Genomic DNA, 21,467 nt, shown 5'->3' on the forward strand with positions numbered 1-21,467 from the left:
CGTACCAGGAGATACCAGGTCATTCAGGACGGCCAGTCAGGCGCGCCGTTCGCCCGGGTCGGAGAACGACTCGGGCCGCCGACCCGTCACGTGGACGGATCGGCGGCCCGGGAGGGACCGACCGCTCGGGTCAGGCCTTGTCAGTCGTCCTGGTGGCCTCGGCCGCCGTGGTGACGGTGGTCGGGGTGACCGCCGGCCGGGGCTGCTCGGTGGCGGTGCTCTGCGCCGTGCCGTCGGCCGGGGCCGCAGGGGGCGGAGCGTCGTCCTCGCGCAGGGCCTTGGTCTCGGCCTTGAGGATGCGCATGGACTTGCCGAGCCCGCGCGCCATGTCGGGCAGCTTCTTCGATCCGAAAAGCAGGATGATGACAGCCAGCACCACGAGGAGGTGCCAGGGTTCGAAACCGTTGCGCAGCATCCCTGACCACCGGTCCCTTCGGAAATCTCGCTGTTCACGGGCCGCGCGAGCTGCCCGGCCTCGGCCAGTATGCCTGGCGGATGCGGCGAACGTATACACCGGTCGGGAAACGCCGGTCAAAAACCAGGTGTTCACCTGCGCGTTCCCTCCAGGGTGGTCTGGACCACAATGGGGGCGCTGCGGGGAGACGGGACGGGCGCCACGGGAAAGCGGCCCGGCCGCGAGTCCCGAGGACTCGCGGCCGGGCCGCTGCACGGTGGATCAGGCGACCGCGGCCGGCTGCGGAGCCCCGGTGAGCTGCTCCTCGGGGATCTCCTCGGCGCGGTCGGCGGGGAGGCTGCGGAGCAGGCGGTAGGCGACCGCCGAGCCGGCCACCAGGCAGAGCACTCCGACCGCGGCGGCCAGGTGCAGGCCGTCGGTGAAGGCGATCCGGGCCGCACCGAGCAGGTGCTCGGCCACGTCGATGGGCAGGTCGGCGGCGACCGTGACCGCGCCGCCGAGGGTGTCCTGAGCGGCCGTCATCGCCTCGTGCGGCAGGCCGGCCGGCAGTTCGCCGTCCAGTCGGGCGGTGTAGACGGCCGCACCGGCGGCGCCGAGCACCGCGATACCGAGCGATCCGCCCAGCTCGCTGGCGGTCTCCGAGGTGGCCGCGGCGGCACCGGCCTGGTCCGCAGGGGCGGCCGAGACCACCAGCTCGGCGGTCTGCATCACGGTGCTGACGCTGCCGGCGGCCAGCACCCCGGCACCGACCAGGATCAGCGCCAGCGGCGAGTCGACCTGGACCTGGGTCAGGATGCCGAAGCCGAGCGCCCCGACCAGCATGCCACCGGCCATCTGCACGCCGGGCCGGATCTTCCCGGCCAGTGCCCCGGAGATCCCGACCGCGGCGCCGACCCCGACGCTGGGCAGCAGCGCCCAGAGCGCGGCCGTCAGCGGGCTGTAGCCGCGGACCAGCTGGAGGTACTGCGAGGTGAAGAGGGAGAAGCCCATCATGGCCAGCATCGCGATGGTGTTGACGGAGACCGCCCCCGTGAAGACCGGGTTGCGGAACAGTGCCAGGTCGAGCAGCGGCGTGGCGGCGGTGCGCAGCCGCAGGATCAGCAGTCCGACCAGCACCAGACCGGCCACGATCGCCAGGGCAGCCGTCAGGTCCCAGCCCTCGACGGCCAGCTGCTTGATGCCGTAGACCACCGGCAGCACCGCGGAGACCGAGAGCACGGCGCCGAGCAGGTCGAAACGTCCGGCCCGGGGGGCCTTGTACTCCGGCAACAGCACGGGGGCGGCGAGCACCACCAGGAGCATCACCGGCACGGCGCAGAGGAAGACCGCGCCCCAGTGGAAGTGCTCCAGCAGCAGTCCGCCGACCACCGGGCCGAGAGTGGCACCGGCCATCAGCACGCCGCTCCAGGCGCCCATCGCGGCCTGCCGCTGCTTGGGGTCGTGGAACATGTTCCGGATCAGCGCCATGGTCGAGGGCATCAGGGTCGCCCCGGTCAGCCCGAGCAGTGCGCGGGCCGCGATCAGCTGCGCCGCACCGTCCGCCGTGGCCGCCAGCACCGAGGCGGCCGCGAAGCCCGCCGCCCCGGCCATCAGCAGCTTCCGGCGGCCGATCCGGTCGCCCAGCGCGCCCATCGGGATCAGCAGGCCGGCCAGCACGAACGAGTACATGTCCATGATCCAGAGCTGCTGGGTGCCGCTCGGCTGGAGTTCCTTGCTGATGAACGGCAGACCGAAGAACAGGATGCCCATGTCCATCGAGAGGACGAGGGTCGGCAGGAGGAGGACGGCGAGTCCGGTCCATTCGCGGCGGCCGGCGAGGCCGTGGGTTGCGGTCATGAGTGCAACCATACGTATGTGTCAGACGGTTGTCTAGTACGAACGTGCAAGACAATCGTCTGTTCGGACGCGTAGGCTTCCGGCCATGGGAAATCGAGAGGATCTGCTGGCCGGCGCCAAGCGCTGCCTGTTCGAGAAGGGCTACAGCCGGACCACCGCCCGGGACGTGGCCACGGCTGCGGGAGTGAGCCTGGCCGCCATCGGCTACCACTTCGGGTCGAAGGAGGCGCTGCTCAACACCGCGATGATCGAGGCGATCGGCAGCTGGGGCGAGGTGGTCGAGAAGGCGGTCGCCGAGGCGGTGCCCGAGGGCGCGGGCCCGCGCGAGCGCTTCGTGGCCACCTGGGACTGCGTCCGGAGCACCCTGATCGAGTTCCACGGGCTCTGGGCCGCGCAGTTCGAGGCGCTGGCCAGGCTGGACGACATGCCCGAGATCCGGGAGGCCTTCAAGGCGGTCCAGCGGGAGGCCCGGCTGGGCATGGCCGAGATGTTCTCCGAACTCACCAAGGTGCCCGACACCGAGGACGAGGTGGCGGTCGGCGCCTTCCACCAGGCCCTGCTGGCCGGTCTGGTGAGCCAGTGGCTGGTCGACCCCGCCCAGTCGATGACCGGCGCCGAGGTACTGCGCGGCCTGGAACTGACCAGCGCCCGGGTGCTGGGCTGAGCCCGTAGCCAGGCCCTGTGCCCGGACGGGCCCTAGCCGGTGACCGTGGTCAGCAGGACGACGGCGTCGGTGTGCGCGAGCAGCCCGTGCCGCTCCTGTGGGACAGGGTGGAGCTGACCTGCCGTCAGCTCCACCCTGCGGCCCGCGATGGTCAACGACACCCGGCCGCGCAGCACCTGGACGGAGGCCGCGAGCGGCGCGTTGTGCTCGTCCAGCGCGGTGCCGGCGGTCAGCGCGATGACGGTCTGGCGCAGGACGCCGTCGTGCAGCAGCAGGTGTGCGCTGCGCCCGTGCGGGGCGGCTGCCGCCCGGGCGGCGTGCTCCTCGACTGCGGCGTTCAGGTCGATTCCCGTACCCATGCCGCGACCCTAACCGGCCCGGGGCCGGGCGGCCCGGCGGCGAAACCCGAACGGGTGCGGCCCGGGTGCGGGGGGCCCCGGCCCGGCCCAGGGTGGGCACATGGCGACGTATCAGAAGTTCATGGGCGGGTTCGAGGTAAACCGACGGATGCTGAGCGCCGGGGTGGTGCTCACCGGGATCGGCGCGCTGGTCGGGCTGGCCGGCACCGCGATCGTGGGGGCGGCATTGGTGTCGGCGGGGCGGGGGTGGGTGCGACACCTGGAGACGCCGCCGAGCGAGCTGGCGCACCGTACGCTCCACCAGGCGCGGGTCGCCTCGATGGCCGGTCTCGAGGCGTGGCGCGCCGAGCACCCGAACGCGGGCAGTCACAACTGACAGCGGCTTCGACGTGTCCGGCCACCTGCCCGCAAGGGTGGGCTACGTAGCTCCACGACGACGGGTCCCCGAACACAGCTCCTCGCGGAGCTGTCGCTTGAGGACCTTGCCGGTGGGGTTGCGGGGCAGGTCCTCCGTCCGGAGGACCAGGTGGCTGGGCACCTTGAAGGCGGCCAGCCGGGCGGCGACGTGGGCGCGGAGCTCGTCCGGGCCGGCCGTCGCGTCGGGGCGGAGGACCACGACGGCCGCGACCTCCTCGCCGAGGGTGGCGTGCGGGACGCCGAGCACGGCGGCGTCGGCGACGTCCGGATGGGTCGTCAGGACGCCTTCCACCTCGATGCAGTGCACGTTCTCGCCACCGCGGATAACCAGGTCCTTGAGCCGGTCCAGGACGTAGACCTCGCCGTCCACCACCCGGGCCAGGTCGCCGGTGCGGAACCAGCCGTCGGTGAAGGCCGCCTCCGTCGCCTCCGGGTTGTGGCGGTAGCCGCGGAACAGCGACTGGCCACGCAGTTGGAGTTCGCCGATCGCACCCTCCGGGAGGGGACGGCCCGCCGGGTCGGCGATCCGTAGCTCCAGGGCGGGGGCGGGGCGGCCGATGCTCTCGGGGTGGGCCAGGTAGCGGGCGCCGAGGTTGGCGAGCACTCCGCCGCAGGTCTCGGTCAGGCCGTAGCCGTTGCGGGCCGCGATCCGGCCGTCGAAGCGGCCGGCGATCCGGCCGGCCAGTCCGGGCGGGGCGGCCGCGCCGCCGGTGCCGATCAGGGTGAGCCCGGCCAGTTCGTCCCCGGCGGCGTCGGCCGCGTCCAGCAGCCCGAGCGCGGTGGTCGGCACGCCCGCGAACGTGGTGACCCGGTGCTCGGCGATCAGCCGCCGGGCCTCGTCGGCGTTCCAGCGGTGCATCAGTACGGCGCAGCCACCGCTCGCCATCAGCGGGAACATCGTGGTGAACGCCGCGACGTGGAAGAACGGGAAGGTCATCAGGACGGACTGCGGCCGGGCCGTCGCCGGGTCGCCGCCCGCGCAGAGCACCGAGGTGGCCGCGAAGAACCGGGGTGTGGTGGCGGCCGCGCACCAGGCCGCGTGGGTGGCCTCGACTCCCTTGGGGCGCCCGGTGGTTCCCGAGGTGTAGAGCAGGGTGGCCAGGTCGTCCGGCGCGATCCGGACCTCGGGGGCGACGCCGTTCCGGGGTAGACCGGTCAGGTCGGTCAGTACGGGGACGCGGTGCGTGGTGGCCCAGGGGACCAGCCGTCCGGCCCGCTCCTGGTCGGCGATCACCAGGCCGGGCGTGCAGTCGTCCAGCGCGTACGCCAGCTCCTCGGCCGTCCACCAGGCGTTCAGCGGCACAGCGACCAGGCCGGCTGCCTGGCAGGCCCAGAACGCGACCTGCCACTCCGGCAGGTTCCGCATCGCGATCGCCACCCGGTCACCGGGGCGCAGCCCGTACGTGCCCAGGAGCCGGGAGGCCAGAGAGGCGGCGGCACCGTGGTGTTCGGCGAAGCTGTACCGGTCGGAGCCGGCGATCAGGAAGGTGCGGTCGCCGTGGGTGAGGGTGGCGTCCAGCAGCTCGCGCAGGGTGCGGGGCGCGCGCAGGTAGCGGGGGCCGTCGGGGGTCTGCTCGACCTCGAAGGGCATGCCGGGGGCGCGCAGCGCGGCCTGCACCCGGGTGACCAGGGCGAGGGAGTCGGCGGGGCGAGGCGGCATCGGAACCCCTGCGGCCGGAGCGGACGGACGGAGGTGGCAGCGGGCCGATGGGGGAACGGCCCGCTGCCGGGCCCGGCGGGGTGGGGGTGTGGGGGTGTGCCCGCCGGGCTGGTGTGGGGGCGCCCTACAGGCCGAGCGACTTGGCGATGATGGTCTTCATGACCTCGCTGGTACCGCCGTAGATCCGGAACACCCGGTTGTCGGTGTAGAGCCGGGCGATCGGGTACTCCAGGATGTAGCCGTAACCGCCGTGCAACTGAAGGCACTTGTCGATCACCTGGGAGGCCGACTCGGTGCAGAACAGCTTGGCCGCGGCCGCGTCCGCGACGGTCAGCTCGCCCTGCTGGTAGAGCTCCAGGGCCTGGTCGACCATGGCCTGCTGGGCCAGCACCTGGGCCTGGCAGTCGGCCAGCGTGAACTTGGTGTTCTGGAACTCGGCCACCGGCTGGCCGAACACCTTGCGGTCCTTCACGTACTGCACCGCGAAGCGTACGGCCGCGGCCGCGGAGGCGTACGCGCCGACGGCGATCGCCAGCCGCTCCTGGACCAGGTTGTGGGTGAGGTAGGCGAAGGCGTTGCCCTCCTCGCCGAGCAGGTCCGACACCGGCACCTTGACGTCGGTGAAGGAGAGTTCGGCGGTGTCCGAGGTGCGCAGGCCGATCTTCTTGAGCTTGCGTCCGACGGCGTAGCCCTCGGAGGTGGTGTCCACGCAGAGGATGGAGAGCCCGGCCCGGCGGTTGGCCGGGTCGTACGGGCTGGTGCGGCAGACCACCAGCACCAGGTCGGCCAGCACGCCGCCGGTGATGAAGGTCTTGGCGCCGTTCAGGACGTAGTGGCTGCCGTCCTCGGACAGCTTCGCGGTGGTGGTGATGCCCGCGAGGTCGGAGCCCGCGCCGGGCTCGGTCATCGCGATCGCGGTCATGATGTCGCCGGAGACGAAGCCGGGCAGCCAGCGCTGCTTCTGCTCCTCGTTGGCGTACTCCAGGAGGTACGGCAGCACCAGCCCGGTGTGCACGCCGGCGGAGCCGAAGGTGACGCCCGCCCGGGCGCACTCCTCGGTCACCACGGCCTGGTACTTGAAGCCGCTCTCGCTCGCACCGCCGTACTCCTCCGGCACCTCGATGCCGAAGACGCCGAGCGCGCCGAGCTTGCGGTAGAAGTCCCGGGGCGGGTGGCCCTCGTTCTCCCAGCTCTCGTAGACCGGCGCGACCTCCTTGGCGATGAAGTCCCGGATGGTCTCCCGGAACGCCTCGTGGTCCTCGTTGAACACGGTGCGGCGCACGCGGCGCTCCCTTCGTGGTGCCCCCTGATCGCAGATTAAGTTAATCGCCGGTAGCTTCCGCTGTCCAGCGTTCCTGACGGCGGTTCCTCGTCCGGTTCCAGTGGTGATCCAGTGCCGCTCCGGCGCCTGTCGGGGCAGTCAAGTGAATCCTTGCTACCCTGGGCGGACGGCCGTGGGTGATCGCTTGCAGGGGGCGAGAGGGTGACGACGGAGCGCGGCGTGGTCCGCCGCCCGCCCGGGCGCAAGGCGCAGATCCTGGTGGCCGCGAGCGAGCTCTTCCACCGGTCCGGGTACCACCAGGTGTCGATGGCCGAGGTGGCGGCCGGGGTCGGGATCACCGCGCCGGCGCTCTACCGGCACTTCAGGAACAAGCCCGAGCTGCTCCGCCAGGCCGTGCGGGCCGAACTCGCCGCGCTGCGCAGGGCCGTGGACTCCGGCCGGGCCGGACCGGCCGAGCTGTGCGCCGGGCTCGCCGCCGCCGCGATCGACCACCGGGCCCTCGGTACGCTCTGGCAGCGGGACGCCCGGTTGCTGCCCGCAGCCCAACGTGCCGGGCTGCGCCGCGAGTTGCGGTCCGAGGTCCGGCGGATGGCCGAGGTGCTGGGCGCGGCCAGGCCCGAACTTGGCCAGGCCGAAACGGAGTTGCTGTGCTGGTCACTGCTCTCGGCGTACGGCGGCCTGTCATACCACACCTTCGCGCCGCCCCGGCGGCAGTTCGAACGGCTGCTGACCGGTCTCGGCGAGGCGCTGTTCGACGTCCCGTTCGGCCCGCCGGGCCCGGCCAGGGCGTCCGCAGGGCCGGCGGAGCAGCTGGTCGCCGGTACCCGCCGGGAGGAACTGCTCGCGGCCGCCGCCAGGTTGTTCCACCAGCGCGGCTTCGACAACGTGAGCACCGACCAGCTCGGAGCGGCGGTCGGCATCGCCGGGCCCAGCGTCTACAAGCACTTCGACACCAAGGCGGACCTGCTGGCCGCCACCCTGGTGCGGAGCCGGGAGCGGCTGTGGCACGAGATCTCCGGTGCGCTGGCCGGTGCCGTCACCCCGGCCGCCGCGCTCGACTCCGGGCTGCGGGCCTACCTGGACTTCGCCCGGCGGCACGTGGACTACCTCGGGGTGACGGTCAGCGAGACGGAGCGGTTGCCCGAGCCGGACCGGAAGGCGGCGATCGACGCCCGGCGTGACTTCCTGCGGACCTGGGTCGACCTGCTCCGCCAGGTGCGGCCCGACTACGACAAGGCCGAGGCCAGGATCCGGGTGCACGCGATGTTCTCGCTCGTCAACGACGGGGTCCGGAACCGCCCCGGCTGCCAGCGCCCGGATCTGACGGAGCGTCTGGAAGCCTTCTCCAGGGCAGTGTTGGGGGTCGCCTGACACGCCCGTGCGAGCGGTCCCGGGAAGGGCCCGCCCGCACGGCGCGAATCGGCCTAGTAGAGCACGAAGGGGTAGTACACGTTGTGCGCGAAGGCGCCGTTGCCCTGGACCGCGCCGACACCGCCGGAGTTCCCGGCCACGGCCGAGCTGTTGTTCTGGTTGGACGCACCGGAGCCGGTGGCGGCCTGCTGGGTCGCGTTGCCGTTGCCGTTGACGCTGCCGACGACGTTGCTGGAGCCGATGTTGCTCACGACGCTGCTGTTGGAGCCGTGGGCGGCCCCCGCGCCGTTGTCGGCGTGGGCGGCGCCGGCTCCGAGGAGCACGAAGGCGGCGAAGGCGGTGACGGTGGCGGCTGCGCGAATTCGGGACACGGTGGTCTCCCTGTAACTGGTGCGAATGTGGCGCGCGTTGGGGTGGCCGCCCCGTAACGCGCCGATGCCTGACGTCGCCTGCTCAGCATTCACCAGACGGTCGGCCCACTTCAATGACCGGCCACCCGGTTCGCCCGAACGTGTCACGACCCATGGGGCTCAGGACCCTTCGAGGTGACCCGCGGCGGTGCCGGGCTCGGCACGTGCCTGACCGGGGGTCGGGTCCAGGTAGATGCGGGTGACCGAGGGGAACGCGGCGCGGACGGCCCGTTCGGCCGTTTCGCAGGCGTGCTCGATCTCGGCGGCGGTGGCGAGCTGGGAGAAGGTGACCTTGGCGGCGACCAGGACCTCCTTGGGGCCGTGCAGGATGGTGATCAGGTCCAGGACGGCGTCCACGTGCGGCTGCCGCCGGATGGTCCGCTCGATCCGGTCCTCCATCGGCTGCGGGAGTGAACGGCCGATGAGCAGCGAGGAGTTGTCCCGGGCGAGGACGTACGCCACCCAGGCCAGCAGGGCGCCGATCAGCAGCGAGGCGACACCGTCCCAGACGGGGGAGCCGGTGAGGTGGGCGCCGAGCAGTCCGCCGAAGGCGAGGAGCAGACCGGTCAGGGCGGCGGAGTCCTCCAGGAAGACCGCCTTCACGGCGGTGTCGGGGGTGTGCCGCAGGTACTCGCCGGTCTCGGCCCCGATCCGCGCCGACTCGGCCCTGACCTGGAGCACGGCCCGGCGCAGCGAGACGCCCTCCAGCAGGAAGGCGACCGCGAGCACGATGTAGGAGAGGGTCGGGCTGCCCAGGTCCTCGCCGTCCCGCAGGGTGTGGATGCCGTCGTTGACCGAGAAGACCGCGCCGCCGACGAAGGTGGCGACCGAGGCGAGCAGGGCCCAGAGGTAGCCCTCCCGGCCGTGGCCGAACGGGTGGGTGTCGTCGGCAGGCCGGGAGCCGCGTTTGATCGAGAAGTACAGCAGCAGCTCGGTGGCGGTGTCGGCGAACGAGTGCGCCGCCTCGGAGAGCATCGCGCCGGAGCCGCTCACCACGCCCGCGACCGCCTTGGCGAGAGCGATCCCCAGGTTGCAGAGCCCGGCCACGATCACGGTGCCGAGGCTCTCCCCGGCTTCGTTGCTGCCCATGGTCTGACAGTATGTCCGGCTTGGCGGGAATCATGGCTCTACGCGCCGCTCTGTCCGTCCGCTGATCGGCCGGTCGAACCGCCGAGGCCCCGACGGACTGCTGAGGTCCCGTCGGGCCGCCCAGCGCGCGGGCCGACCTGGTTGTGCATCCGGCCCTCCGATCGGGCAAGGTGGGACCGACGATCACCATGCGGAACGGGGCGGCGGAGGAGCGGCAGTGCCGAAGCGGGGCCGGGGCCGACCCGGTGGCGGCAAGAAGGTCAGGGGCGGCAGGCCGTCCCGGCCGGCCGCGAGGAAGCCGGTGCCCCCGAGCGAGGCTCCGCCCACCGAGGGCCTGCTCGGCTCGGCCGCGCCCCCGGTCGAGCGGCAGACCGTCATCCCGCTCGCCCCGCCGCCGCAGCAGACCGAGGGCCTGCTGAGCCCGGCGGAGTCGACCGAGCCGGTCTGGAATCCTGAGGACACGCTGACCCCCGAGGTCTGGAAGGCGGTCGGCTTCAGCCCGCCGACCGGGATCGGCGTCCCGATGCTCCGTCAGGGCGCGCCCGGCGAGGCCCCCTGGCAGGACCGGATGCGTACCCTCCTGCGCACGCCGATGGCCGAGCGGCCCGCGTACGAGCGGACCCCGCGGGGGCAGAAGCCCGAGTCCGTGGTGAAGCGCAACGTGCCGCGCGTGCTCGACCTGACCCTGCGGATCGGCGAACTGCTGCTGGCCAGCGGCGAGGCCGCCGAGGATGTCGAGGCGGCGATGCTCGGCATCGCGCACGCCTTCCGCCTCGACCACTGCGAGCCGCAGGTCACCTTCACCCTGATCGGCATCTCCTACCAGCCCTCGCTGGTCGAACCCCCGGTCACCGCCGACCGGGTGGTCCGCCGCCGGACCTCCGACTACACCCGGCTGGCCGCCGTCTACCGGCTGGTCGCCGACATCACCGCCGAGCGGTTGACGGTGAACGACGCGTACCGGCGGCTCGCCGAGATCCGCCGCAACCGGCACCCGTACCCGGCCTGGCTGCTGGCGCTGGCCACCGGGCTGCTGGCCGGGGCGGCGACCTTCCTGGTCGGCGGCAGGCTCGACGCCAAGGCCTGGCTGGTCTTCGCGAACGCCTTCGTGGCCGCGATACTGGGTGACCGGCTGGCCTCGCTGATCGCCCGGCGCGGGCTGCCGGAGTTCTATCAGTTCGTGCTGGCGGCGATGCCCGCGGCGGTCTCCGGCATCATCCTGTCGCTCAACCACCTGGGCCTGCGCGGCTCGGTGGTGATCACCGGTGGACTCTTCGCGCTGCTGCCGGGCCGGGCCCTGGTGGCCGCCGTGCAGGACGGGCTGACGGGTTTCTACATCACCGCCGCCGCCCGGCTGCTGGAGGTCCTGTACCTGGTCGCGGGCATCGTGATCGGCGTGATGCTGGTGCTCTACGCGGGCTCCAAACTCGATCCCAACCTGAACCCGAGCGAGAGCCTGAGCGGGATCAGCCACCCGCCGGTGCAGCTGGTGGCGGCGATGGTGCTCGCGCTGGCGTTCGCGATGCTGCTGCAGACCGACCGCAGAATCCTTCCGTTGGTCACCCTCAACAGCGGCATCGGCTGGTCCACGTACGGGGTGCTGACGCACAACGCGGGGGTGTCCCCGATCGTCGCCACCGGCATCGCGGCCGGTCTGGTCGGTCTGTTCGGGCAGCTGACCGCCCGTTACCAGGCGACCTCCGCGCTGCCGTACATGACCGCCGCCCTCGGGCCGCTGATGCCGGGTTCGGCGATCTACCTCGGCATGCTGGCCTTCACCCAGAACAACCCGGTCGGGGGCGTGGTCCAGGTCGGCCGGGCCGCCGCGCTGGCACTCGCGCTGGCGGTCGGGGTGAACCTCGGTGGGGAGATCGCGCGTCTCTTCATGAGGATGCCCAGCGCCCTCCCGGGCCGGGGTGCCGGTGCGGCCGCGGAGCGCCTTGCCCCCTACCTGCTGGTGCCACGCCGGGCGGCCAAGCGGACCCGCGGTTTCTGACCAGGCGTCAGGACCGGTGGAGCGCGACGAAGGAAGGAGGGTACGAACCATGATCGAAGCCCTGCTGGACGGCTACCGGACGCACATCGTGGCCGCGCACAAGCAGCCGCTCTTCCTGCTGCTGGTGGGCTTCATCCTGTCGTTCGTGATGATCCGGTTCAGCGTGCGGATGATCCGGGCCAAGGTGCGCTGGTGGCCGGGCAACATCACCCCCGGCGGCCTGCACATCCACCACATGGTGTTCGGCCTGGGCTTCCTGCTGCTCGGCGGCATCGGGGTGTTCGCCACCAACGGCGCGGCCCCGTGGGTCGACTGGTTCGGTTTCGGCTTCGGCATCGGCTGCGGTCTGGTGCTGGACGAGTTCGCCCTGATCCTGCACCTGGACGACGTGTACTGGAGCGAGCAGGGCCGGAAGTCGGTGGACGCGGTGATCTTCGGCATCCTGTTCACCGCGCTGCTGCTCACCGGGTACGTGCCGCTCGGGGTGGTGCCCGGGCAGGACACCCGGTGGGGTCTGGTCGCGGTGATCAGCGTGAACGCCCTGGTCTCGATCGTCGCCCTGTTCAAGGGCAAGGTGTGGACCGGGCTGCTGGGCATCATGGTCCCCGGCCTGTCCTGGATCGGCGCGATCCGGCTGGCCCGGCCGACCAGCCCCTGGGCGCGCTGGCGGTACGCCACCCGGCCCCGGCGCAGGGCCCGGGCCGTCCGGCGCGAACGGCGGCTGCACGCCCGCGCGGACCGCGCGCGTACCTGGCTCTTCGACCTGATCGCGGGCGCACCCGACAAGGTCCCCGCCCACCACACCACCACCCACCGGGTCGCCGAACGGATGGCCGCCCGGGCCACCGCGCACCTGGACGCCCACGCGGCCAGGGCACTGGCCCGCCGCTCCGCCCGGCTGGCCGACCGCCGGACCACCGTGCTGACCCCCGGCCCGGCATCCGCCCCCGAGCGGCGCTCGCCTGCGGTGGCCCGCCGCCGGACGGTACGGGCCGGGCGGGCCCGGACGTACGCCGTCCGGGCCACCACGCCGGCCGGCCCCGAGCCGCACGCCCCGTACCGGCGCCTGCGGACCGCCGCCGCCCCCCGGCTGCCGCATCCGCAGGCCCGGCGCCCGCACTGACGGGCGGTCACACCCCGGCGCACGCCGCCGTGGCGGGGCAGACAATCGCACCTGTCACCCGCCTGGCGGCGTGGGTATGGCGCTGAGGCACCGTCAGGTCTGAAACTATGACGATGAGTGAACGATTTGTCACTTGATGGGATATATGACCCACTGTCAGTCCCGCGTCATCAGCCGTCAGCCGTCAGTCGTCAGTCGTCGCGAGAGGGAGAACCCGTGGCCCGCAGAATCCTCCCGACCCTCCTGCTCACCCTCTCCGGCCTCTTCGGCCTGCTGCCCGTCGCCGGTGCCGCCCCCGCCGCCCCCGGCATCGCCGCCCCGGCCGACGACCCGTACCCCACCTCCGACGACATCGCCGCCGCCCAGGCCGAGGAGGCCGCCCGGGCCACCGACGCCGCCGCCATCGAGGCCCGGCTCAGCGCAGCCCAGGCCGATCTGGAACGGTCCGGACGGGAAGCCGAACAGGCCGTCGAGGCCTACAACGGCGCCCAGGCCCGGCTGACCCGGGCCCGGGCCGAGGCCGCCAGGACGGGTGCGGAGGCCGCAGTTGCCGCAGCCGCCCGGGTGGCAGCCGCCGAACGGGCCGCCGAGCTGGCCGCCGAGACCTACCGGCAGGGTGTGAGCCCCCAACTCTCGGCGCTCGACGCCCTCCTGGGGGCCGACGGGCCCCGGGCGATCAGCGCACAGGCCGCCGCCCTGGGCATGGTCGGCACCCGCACCAAGGGCATCCTGGACACCGCCACCGCCACCGCCGCCGAGGCGGCCCGCACCGCCGAGGCCGCCGGAGCGGCCGAGGCCGAGGCGGTCCGGGCGGCCGACGCCGTCCGGCTGGCCAAGGAGCGGGCGGAGGCCCGGTTGGCCGCCCAGCAGACCCAGGTCACCGAGATCGCCGCCCGCAGGGAGCAGCTGCTCGCCGCCCTGGCCGCCGCCCGCAACACCACCCTGGACCTGGAACGCCAGCGCCGGGAGGCACTCGAAGCGGTCGCCGCCCGGCAGGCCGAGGAGGCCGCCCGAGCCGCCGCGGCAGCCGAAGCCGCGGCAGCCGCCGCAGCCCGTCCGTCCGCCGACTCCGCCACCGAATCCTCCTGGTCGGCCGGCGGCGCCCAGGCCGCGATCGCCTTCGCCCGCTCAAAGATCGGCCTGCCGTACATCTGGGGCGGCGAGGGCCCGGCCGGCTACGACTGCTCCGGCCTGACGATGATGGCCTGGCGCCGGGCCGGCAAGAACCTGACCCACTTCGCCGCCGACCAGTACGCCGAGTCCACCCCGGTCAGCTACGCCCAACTCCGCCCCGGAGACCTGGTCTTCTGGACCGACACCGGCCGCGCCCGCGACATCCACCACGTCGCCCTCTACGTCGGCGACGACCAGATGATCGAGGCCCCCCGCCCCGGGATGGCCATCAAGCAGGCCAGCCTCTGGATCATGGGCCGCCCGGACTTCTACGCGCGCCCCTGACCCCGGCGGTATCGCGACATCCCGGTGATCAGACTGCCCGTCACCGAGCAACGGAACGGCCACCGCGCGATCTTCGGGAGTGCACACACTCTCCGTCGATCACGCGATGGCCGTTCGTACCTACTCGGAAGTGGGTCAGTGCTGCAGGGTGAGGACACCCGGTCGGTACGGCAGCTTGTCGTAGGGGCCCGTCGCCGTGGGGGACTTGCCCTGGTAGAGGAGCTGGAGGTTGCAGGGGTCGATGGTCATGGTCTGGTCGGGGTTGTTGCGGACGAGGTCGCCGTGGCTGATGTCGTTGGTCCAGGTGGCGCCGCTGTTGGCCTTGCCGGCGAAGGGGTTGGCTTCGGTGGCGGCCTGGGGGGTCCAGGAGCCGTTGAGGCTGGTGGCGGTGAAGGAGCGGAAGTAGCGCTGCTCGTTGGCGCCCCGTGCCTCGACGATCATGAGGTACTGGTTCTGGCCCTTGACCTTGTAGACCTGGGGGGCTTCGAAGAGGTTCTTGACGGTGTCGGTCATGACGGTGGTGTAGGAGGAGCCGAAGTTGCCGGGGAAGTTCCCGATCGGCATGCTCGCGCGGTAGATGCTGCCGTTGTCACCGGCGAAGAACAGGTACATGTTCTGGTCGTCGGCGATCAGGGTCTGGTCGATGGGGGCGGCGCCGGGGATGCCGCCGGTGAAGAGCGGCTGGGGGGCGGACCAGCCGTTGGGGTTGGTCGGGTCGCTGGAGGTGCGGTAGATGAACGGCCAGGCACCCCACTGGTAGGCGAGCACCCAGATGTTCTTGGGCGCGAAGTAGAACAGCGTCGGCGCCACCGTGGCCTGGTTCATCCCGATCTGAGCGGCCGAGCCCATGTCCGACCAGTTGGTGAACGGGCTGAACGCCATCGAACCGTACGAGGACCCGGACACGTTCGACGCGTAGACCAGGTGCTTGCCGTTGTAGACGACGTCGGTGAAGTCCTTCAGTGACCCCCACCCGTTGGCCGGCTGCGCCAAGGCGCCAGTGGACGACCACCGGTAGGTGGAGGGGAGGGCGCAGCTACCGCCCGGCGTGGGCGTCGGGGTCGGGGCCCCGGACAGGCCGGTCCACTTCTGGTTGCCGGCGGTCCAGCAGGAGTACAGCTGGATCTTGGTGCCGTTGCCCGTCCCCGCGCCGACGGCGTCGAGGCACAGCCCGGACTGGACGCCGGCGATGGTGCCGTCGGCGTTGAGGTTCCACTGCTGGCCCGCGCCGTTGTTGCAGTCCCCGATGACCACGGCGGAGCTGTTGCTGGTGCCCTTGGCCTCCAGGCACTTCTTGCCGTAGATCTTCAGCTGCTTGGTGGGTGTGTAGGTCCAGCGCTGGTTGGTCTGCCCGTTGCAGTCCCACAGCTGTGCCTGGGTGCCGTTGGCGGTGGTGAAGCCGTTGATGTCGACGCAGCGACCGGAGGCGACACCCTTGATCTCGCCGGTACCCGTACCGGTACCGCCCCCGGTCGTCCCACCGGGGTTGGTCCCGGGGGCGGCCTTCAGGGCGTTCATGACGGCGGTGTACGCGGCCTTGGGGTTGCCGCTGTTGTCGAACAGCAGGGGGTTCTCGCCGTTCCGCCAGGAGTCCTTGTCGCGGACGCCCCAGACCGTGATGCCGGTGCACCGGGCCACGGCCAGGCAGGAGTTGACCGCGTTGGCGTAGTTGGTGGCCGAGGCCTGGGCGATGTCCAGTTCGGTGAGCTGGACGTCGACGCCGAGGGCGGCGAAGTTGGACAGGGTGGTCTGGAAGCTGGACGGCGCCCCGCCGTTACCGAAGTGGCTCTGGAACCCGACACAGTCGATCGGCACACCGCGGGCCTTGAAGTCCTTGACCATGGTGTAGACGCCCTGGGTCTTGGCGTCCGACCAGTTCTCGATGTTGTAGTCGTTGTAACAGAGCTTGGCCGCCGGGTCGGCCGACCGTGCGGTGCGGAACGCCTCCTCGATGAAGCCGTTGCCCAGCACGTTCTGGAACACCGAGCTGCGGTGCTGGCCACTGCCGCCGTCGGCGAACGCCTCGTTCACCACGTCCCAGGCGTAGATCTTGCCCTTGTAGTGGGTCATCTCGGTGGTGATGTGGTTGTTCATCACGCTGCGCAGCGTGTTCGCGTCGCCGATGGAGCTGACCCAGGACGGGAGCTGCGAGTGCCAGACCGTGGTGTGGCCGCGCATGCGCTGGCCGTGTGACAGGGCACGGTTGACGATCTGGTCCGCAGGGCCGAAGTTGAAGTTGCCGCGGGACGGCTCGACGGCGTCCCACTTCATCTCGTTCTCCGGGGTGATCATGTTGAACTCCCGGTCCGCGATGGCGGCGTACGCCGAGTCGCCGAGCCGGCCGGCGGCCACCGCGGTGCCGAAGTACCTGCCGGAGGGAGCCGCCTGCGCACTCAGGGCGGCGGCTCCGGCGGCGTTGGGGAGGAGCGTCACAACACCGGCCACCAGCGCCACGGCCGACAGGCCGATCGTCAGGTTCCGGCGACGCCGGCCGAGCCGGTGCAGGCCCTTCGCCCGGGGTTCGTGGGTGTGTCGCGTCATGGGAGCGGCTTTCTTCCAGGGAATACGTCACGGGGCACTCGGGAACCCGCCACACCGGGACATCCCGGTGAGCGGCGAGCAGAGCACCCAGTAGTGGAGGCCGCCGGACTCGAGGTCTCGTAACAGAAAAGTGGCGCCGCCCGGACGATTGGTCCGTGATGCATCTCGCGTCCGAAAAGCGTTACGCCGGGCCCCGGCCTCAGGTCCAGGGCCCGCGCACGACGAAGGAGGCCTGGCCGGAAAAGGCCGGAGTGCCGTCCGAGCCGTCGAGCCAGATGCCGCCGTCGCGGTGCCGGATGACCGACCCGGGATAGTTGTGCGCGTGCAGGGTCACCGACTCGGCCACCGCCCCCGGGGTGGGACAGAAGGTGGCGTCCTCGCGGAACAGTTCGCTGCCGTCGTCGGTGCTCAGCCGTAGCCGCAGGTCCCGATGGCGCAGGTAACGGCCGTCGGCCGCCCGGAAGGTGACGCACCGTGCGTCGGCCAGCCCGCCGACGACGGTGAAGGTGACCCGCTGCCGGATCTGCGCGCTGCTGGACGCGGAGACCGGGCCGAGCGTCGCGAAGTCGCCGCCGTACGTGAGGTACTGGGTGGGGCCGTCCACGGACTCCAGCGAGTGTGCGCCCAGCGGAACGGCGGCAGCGACGGCGGCCGGACTCGGTGCGGGACCGCCGACCGTCGGCGTGCCGACTGTGGGGCTGCCGACCACGGGACTGCCGACCGTCGGAGCGGCGGTGGCGCCCGGCGCCCGATCCGCCGGCTCGGACCAGGTCACGTAGGTGGCGGTCCCGGCGATGAGCACGGCGCCGGTGGCGAGGCTCACCAGCGGATGAGCGGTCACCGCGTGGAGTTTGCCGACCAGCGCGCCGTGTAGACCGCTTCCCCCCGTCGCCATGCCGGCGGCGCCCTGAGCCGTGGCCGTGCCGGCGGCGCCCTGAGCCGTGGCCGTGCCGGCGGCGACCTGAGCCGTGGCCGTGCCGGCGGCGACCTGCGCCGAGGCCAGCCCGGCGGCGCCCGCGGCCGCACTCGGCAGCAGGCCCTTGGCGGCCAGCGCGGCGACCAGCCCGACCGGGACGGCCAGCGGCGTGAGGCCGAGCAACAGGCGCTCGGCCGGAACCCGCTCGGTCGTCGTCCCCGTGCAGACCGGGCAGTCGCGGGTGTGCCGCGCGATCCGCTTGCGCCACACGGACGTTCGGAGACCGTCCCAGCCGGCGACGGTCCGGTCCAGCTGCGGACAGCGCGGTTCGGCCCCCAGCGCGGCGACGATCGTCCGGCTCAGGTCCAGCTGCTCGCGCATGCGTTGCAGGCGCACCCCGACGTGGGCGACGGTGAGCCCGGTCGCGGTGGCGAGGTCGTCACGGCTCAGCGAGCCTGCACACTCCTGCCACCACAGCGACAGCAGCACCTGCTGGTCCGGATCGAGCCAGCGCCCGGCTTCGACGGCCTGACGGCGTTCGTCCGACACGTGCAGCCGCAGGATCGTCACGTCCTCGGGCTCCGCGCCGGTGTCGGGTATCCAGCGCGCCTCGTCGATGACCGTGGTGCGGTCGGCGAAGGCGCGCTGCCGCTGCCAGTGGGTGTTGATCTGACGGAGCGTGATCGACACCAGCCAGGACCGGAAGCTCTCCGGAGTGCGCAGCGCAGGCAGGTCGCGCACCACCCGCAGCAGGGTCTCCTGGACGACGTCGTCGACGTCGGCGTGTCCGCTCAGCGCCCGTCCGACGATGTTGTAGAGCAGCGGCAGGTACGTGGCGACCAGTTCCTCGCGCGCCCGACGGTCACCGGCCTGCGCCGCGATGACCAGCCCCGCGTGGTCCGCATCCATGAGCCCCATCCCCGCCTTCTGCAGGGGAGCGGTCCACCGAGCGCGGCCGCCACACCCTGGCGTTCGGCAAAGGTACAGAACGGCGCGCGCGGGGACGAGGACCGGGCGACGTCCCGGCGGTCGGTCAGATGTCCCGGAAGGTCTCGATGGCCGCGCCGATCGAGTTGAGGCGCTCGGCCAGGTCCTCGTAGCCGCGGTTGATCACGTAGACGTTCCGGAGGACCGAGGTGCCCTCGGCGGCGAGCATGGCGAGCAGCATGACCACGGCGGGCCGCAGGGCCGGCGGACAGACGGTCTCGGCGGCGCGCCAGCGGGTCGGGCCCTGGACCATGACCCGGTGCGGGTCCAGCAGGGTGACGTCGGCGCCTAGCCGGGTGAGGTCGGTGAGGTAGATGGCGCGGTTGTCGTAGACCCAGTCGTTGATCTGGGTGGTGCCGTGCGCGGCGGCGGCGATCACGGCGAAGAACGGGACGTTGTCGATGTTGATGCCGGGGAACGGCATCGGGTGGATCCGGTCGATCGGCGCGGTCAGCTTGGACGGACGGACCGTCAGGTCGACCAGCCGGGTCCGGCCGTTGCGGGCCGGGTACTCGGGGGTGCGGTCGTGGTCCAGGCCCATGCCCTCCAGCACCGCGAGCTCGATCTCCAGGAACTCGATCGGCACCCGGCGGATGGTCAGCTCGGAGGAGGTCACCACGGCGGCGGCGAGCAGGCTCATCGCCTCGACCGGGTCCTCGGCCGGGGCGTAGTCCACGTCACAGGTGATATCGGCCAGCCCATGCACGGTGAGTGTGGTGGTGCCGATGCCCTCGATCTTGACGCCGAGCTGCTCCAGGAAGAAGCACAGGTCCTGGACCATGTAGTTCGGGCTGGCGTTGCGGATCACGGTCACGCCGTCGTGCCGGGCGGCGGCCATCAGCGCGTTCTCGGTCACGGTGTCCCCGCGCTCGGTCAGCACGATCGGCCGTCCCGGCGAAACCCCGGCCTCGACCCGGGCGTGGTAACTGCCGTCGGTGGCAGCCACTTCGAGGCCGAACTGCCGCAGCGAGGCCAGGTGCGGCTGCACCGTCCGGGTGCCGAGGTCGCAGCCGCCCGCGTACGGGATCCGGAACCGCTCGGCCCGGTGCATCAGCGGCCCGAGCAGCATCAGCACGCTGCGGGTCCGCTTGGCAGCGGTCTCGTCCATCGAGTCCAGGTCCAGCCGGGCGGGCGGGGTGAGTTCGAGGTCGCGGCCGTCGTTGGTCCAGCGGGCCTTGACGCCGATGCTGGCGAGCACCTCGAGGATCCGGTACACCTCCTCGATCCTGGCCACCTGGCGCAGGGTGGTGCGGCCGGTGGTGAGCAGCGAGGCGCAGAGCAGCGCGACCCCGGCGTTCTTGCTGGTACGGACGTCGATCGCACCGCTCAACTGCCTTCCGCCCTCGACCCGGAGGTGCATCGGGCCGGCGTAGCCGATCGAGACGATCTCGCTGTCCAGCGCCTCGCCGATCCGGGCGACCATCTCCAGCGTGAGGTTCTGCTGGCCCTTCTCCATCCGGTTGACGGCGCTCTGGCTGGTGCCGAGGGCCGCCGCGAGCTGGCCCTGGGTCTTGCCCTTGTGCTCGCGGGCGGTGCGGATGAGACCGCCGATGCGCTGGAGGTAGTCGTCGCTCATGGGGCAGACGATATCTCATATGTGAGATGAGAGAAGCCTGGGAGGGTGGTCAGGAAATTCGGATGCCGCGCCTGACGGGCCGTCGTACGGTGGCGGGATGGGCAACGAACGAGGCGACAACTCCGACATCCGGTACATCACGGAGGAGGAGCTTTCGGTCTGGGACCGGGCGGTGGCACGCGGCTTCCTGCGGCCGCACGTCGCGGACGGCACCGAGTTCCGCCGGCTGCAGTTCGAGCCGAACCGGTTTCAGGGCGCCTTCGACCCGTTCGACCCCAACCGCTGCGTGGCAACCTTCCGCAGCTTCGACACCGAGCTGACCGTCCCGGGCGGTGACACCGTCCGGGCCGACGCGATCACCGGGGTGACGGTCAACTCCACCCACCGCCGACGCGGCCTGCTCAGCCGGATGATGACCACCGACCTGGCCGACGCGCACCGGCGCGGCTGCCCGGTGGCGATCCTGATCGCGGCCGAGTACAACATCTACGGCCGGTTCGGCTTCGGTCCCGCCACAGTCAACGCCGGTCTGCGGATCGACATCCAGGAGTCCGGTGGTCTCCGCGCCGACCTGCCGGAGAGCCCGGGCGGCCGGGTCGACTTCGTCACCATGGCGGAACTCCGCGAGCTCGGCCCCGACCTGCACGAGCGCTGGCGGCGTAGCCAGCCGGGCGCGATCGCCCGCAAGCCGTACTGGTGGCGGCTGATGACCGGTGAGGCGACGCTGCCCGGCTTCGACTGGAAGGAGCCGTTCGCCGCCGTGCACCGCGACGCGAGCGGCACGGTGACCGGTCTGATCGTCTACCGGCTGGACGACAACTGGAACGGCCCGGTCCCCAACTGCACGCTCACCGTGGGCGACTTCCTCGCCCTGGACGCCCCCACCGCCGTGGCGCTCTGGCGGCTGGCCTTCTCGGTGGACTGGGTCCGCACCGTCGACGTCGGCAACCTCGCCCCGGACGACCCGCTGCCGCTCTGGCTGAACGACCCCCGGATGGCCAGGCCCGGCCGCGAGAACGCCGACTTCACCTGGCTCCGGGTGCTGGACGTGCCCGCGGCCTTCGCCGCCCGCCGCTACGGCACCGGGGGCCGGACGGTGCTCGAGGTCTCCGACCGCCACGGCTGGACCGAGGGCCGCTGGGCCCTGGAGGTGGCCCCGGACGGCGCCGGCCGCTGCACCCGCACCGAGGACCCTGCTGATCTCGCCCTCGGCGCGAGCCAGTTGGGCAGCCTCTACCTGGGCGCCGAGACCCTGCCCCGGCTGGTCGCGGGGGGCCTGGTCACCGAACTCCGCCCCGGCGCGGCGGCCGAGGCGGACCTGCTGCTCCGTACGCCGCTCAGGTCCTGGAACCCGGACAGCTTCTGAT

Annotated in this window: 17 protein-coding genes; 7 read left to right on the forward strand and 10 right to left on the reverse strand. The window is 72.1% G+C overall.

Translation table 11 applies throughout. The features are described 5' to 3' along the window. Positions 1 to 130 precede the first annotated feature (130 nt). Together tatA and ACKUU6_RS17990 are read right to left on the reverse strand one after the other, a co-directional pair. Complete coding sequence (gene tatA, locus ACKUU6_RS17985) at positions 131 to 415, reverse strand: Sec-independent protein translocase subunit TatA (RefSeq protein WP_407989594.1); 285 nt, start codon at positions 413 to 415, stop codon at positions 131 to 133. A gap of 261 nt (positions 416 to 676) precedes the next feature. Then, positions 677 to 2,251, reverse strand: coding sequence for an MFS transporter (locus ACKUU6_RS17990; protein ID WP_407989595.1), 1,575 nt, complete (start codon positions 2,249 to 2,251; stop codon positions 677 to 679). An 85-nt stretch (positions 2,252 to 2,336) separates the two neighbouring features. Here ACKUU6_RS17990 and ACKUU6_RS17995 point away from each other — a divergent pair, with 85 nt between their 5' ends. Further along, complete coding sequence (locus tag ACKUU6_RS17995; protein WP_407989596.1) at positions 2,337 to 2,915, forward strand: TetR/AcrR family transcriptional regulator; 579 nt, start codon at positions 2,337 to 2,339, stop codon at positions 2,913 to 2,915. Positions 2,916 to 2,947: 32 nt separating this feature from the next. On the opposite strand, the gene ACKUU6_RS18000 is transcribed toward ACKUU6_RS17995, so the two are convergent. Further along, positions 2,948 to 3,274, reverse strand: coding sequence for a cupin (locus ACKUU6_RS18000; protein ID WP_407989597.1), 327 nt, complete (start codon positions 3,272 to 3,274; stop codon positions 2,948 to 2,950). Between the two features lie 100 nt (positions 3,275 to 3,374). On the opposite strand from ACKUU6_RS18000, the gene ACKUU6_RS18005 reads away from it, so the two are divergent. Continuing rightward, entirely contained in the window at positions 3,375 to 3,650 is a 276-nt protein-coding gene (locus ACKUU6_RS18005) for a hypothetical protein (RefSeq protein ID WP_407989598.1), read from the forward strand. 42 nt (positions 3,651 to 3,692) lie between these two features. Here ACKUU6_RS18005 and ACKUU6_RS18010 read toward each other — a convergent pair whose 3' ends face one another. Then, a complete protein-coding gene (locus tag ACKUU6_RS18010) occupies positions 3,693 to 5,351 on the reverse strand; it encodes a class I adenylate-forming enzyme family protein (protein WP_407989599.1) in 1,659 nt (552 codons plus the stop codon). 124 nt (positions 5,352 to 5,475) lie between these two features. Beyond that, positions 5,476 to 6,633, reverse strand: coding sequence for an acyl-CoA dehydrogenase family protein (locus tag ACKUU6_RS18015; protein ID WP_407989600.1), 1,158 nt, complete (start codon positions 6,631 to 6,633; stop codon positions 5,476 to 5,478). A gap of 201 nt (positions 6,634 to 6,834) precedes the next feature. Between ACKUU6_RS18015 and ACKUU6_RS18020 the strand changes: the two genes are divergently transcribed. Next, on the forward strand, positions 6,835 to 8,004 hold the full coding sequence (locus ACKUU6_RS18020) for a TetR/AcrR family transcriptional regulator (protein WP_407989601.1): 1,170 nt from the start codon (positions 6,835 to 6,837) through the stop codon (positions 8,002 to 8,004). Positions 8,005 to 8,057: 53 nt separating this feature from the next. Here ACKUU6_RS18020 and ACKUU6_RS18025 read toward each other — a convergent pair whose 3' ends face one another. Both ACKUU6_RS18025 and ACKUU6_RS18030 read right to left on the reverse strand, forming a co-directional pair. After that, positions 8,058 to 8,375, reverse strand: a complete 318-nt coding sequence (locus ACKUU6_RS18025) for a hypothetical protein (RefSeq protein ID WP_407989602.1) — start codon at positions 8,373 to 8,375, stop codon at positions 8,058 to 8,060. A 159-nt stretch (positions 8,376 to 8,534) separates the two neighbouring features. Next, the gene (locus ACKUU6_RS18030; protein ID WP_407989603.1) at positions 8,535 to 9,503 is read right to left on the reverse strand and encodes a cation diffusion facilitator family transporter; all 969 of its coding nucleotides are present in this window, start codon (positions 9,501 to 9,503) and stop codon (positions 8,535 to 8,537) included. A gap of 217 nt (positions 9,504 to 9,720) precedes the next feature. Here ACKUU6_RS18030 and ACKUU6_RS18035 point away from each other — a divergent pair, with 217 nt between their 5' ends. The 3 genes from ACKUU6_RS18035 to ACKUU6_RS18045 all read left to right on the forward strand — a co-directional run bounded on the left by ACKUU6_RS18035 (position 9,721) and on the right by ACKUU6_RS18045 (position 14,080). Further along, positions 9,721 to 11,499: a threonine/serine ThrE exporter family protein gene (locus ACKUU6_RS18035; RefSeq protein ID WP_407989604.1), complete on the forward strand. Its 1,779-nt coding sequence runs from the start codon at positions 9,721 to 9,723 to the stop codon at positions 11,497 to 11,499. A 49-nt stretch (positions 11,500 to 11,548) separates the two neighbouring features. After that, the gene (locus tag ACKUU6_RS18040; protein ID WP_407989605.1) at positions 11,549 to 12,622 is read left to right on the forward strand and encodes a hypothetical protein; all 1,074 of its coding nucleotides are present in this window, start codon (positions 11,549 to 11,551) and stop codon (positions 12,620 to 12,622) included. Between the two features lie 216 nt (positions 12,623 to 12,838). Next, on the forward strand, positions 12,839 to 14,080 hold the full coding sequence (locus tag ACKUU6_RS18045; protein WP_407989606.1) for a C40 family peptidase: 1,242 nt from the start codon (positions 12,839 to 12,841) through the stop codon (positions 14,078 to 14,080). Between the two features lie 135 nt (positions 14,081 to 14,215). Here ACKUU6_RS18045 and ACKUU6_RS18050 read toward each other — a convergent pair whose 3' ends face one another. The 3 genes from ACKUU6_RS18050 to ACKUU6_RS18060 form a co-directional block, all read right to left on the reverse strand. Further along, entirely contained in the window at positions 14,216 to 16,621 is a 2,406-nt protein-coding gene (locus tag ACKUU6_RS18050; RefSeq protein ID WP_407989607.1) for a non-reducing end alpha-L-arabinofuranosidase family hydrolase, read from the reverse strand. Between the two features lie 199 nt (positions 16,622 to 16,820). Further along, positions 16,821 to 18,455, reverse strand: a complete 1,635-nt coding sequence (locus ACKUU6_RS18055) for a sigma-70 family RNA polymerase sigma factor (RefSeq protein ID WP_408649637.1) — start codon at positions 18,453 to 18,455, stop codon at positions 16,821 to 16,823. 115 nt (positions 18,456 to 18,570) lie between these two features. Then, complete coding sequence (locus ACKUU6_RS18060; RefSeq protein ID WP_407989609.1) at positions 18,571 to 20,100, reverse strand: helix-turn-helix domain-containing protein; 1,530 nt, start codon at positions 20,098 to 20,100, stop codon at positions 18,571 to 18,573. Positions 20,101 to 20,197: 97 nt separating this feature from the next. Here ACKUU6_RS18060 and ACKUU6_RS18065 point away from each other — a divergent pair, with 97 nt between their 5' ends. Next, a complete protein-coding gene (locus ACKUU6_RS18065; RefSeq protein WP_407989610.1) occupies positions 20,198 to 21,466 on the forward strand; it encodes a GNAT family N-acetyltransferase in 1,269 nt (422 codons plus the stop codon). Position 21,467: the final 1 nt, after the last annotated feature.

The sequence above is a fragment of the Kitasatospora sp. CMC57 genome (assembly GCF_045866025.2).
Lineage (GTDB): Bacteria > Actinomycetota > Actinomycetes > Streptomycetales > Streptomycetaceae > Kitasatospora.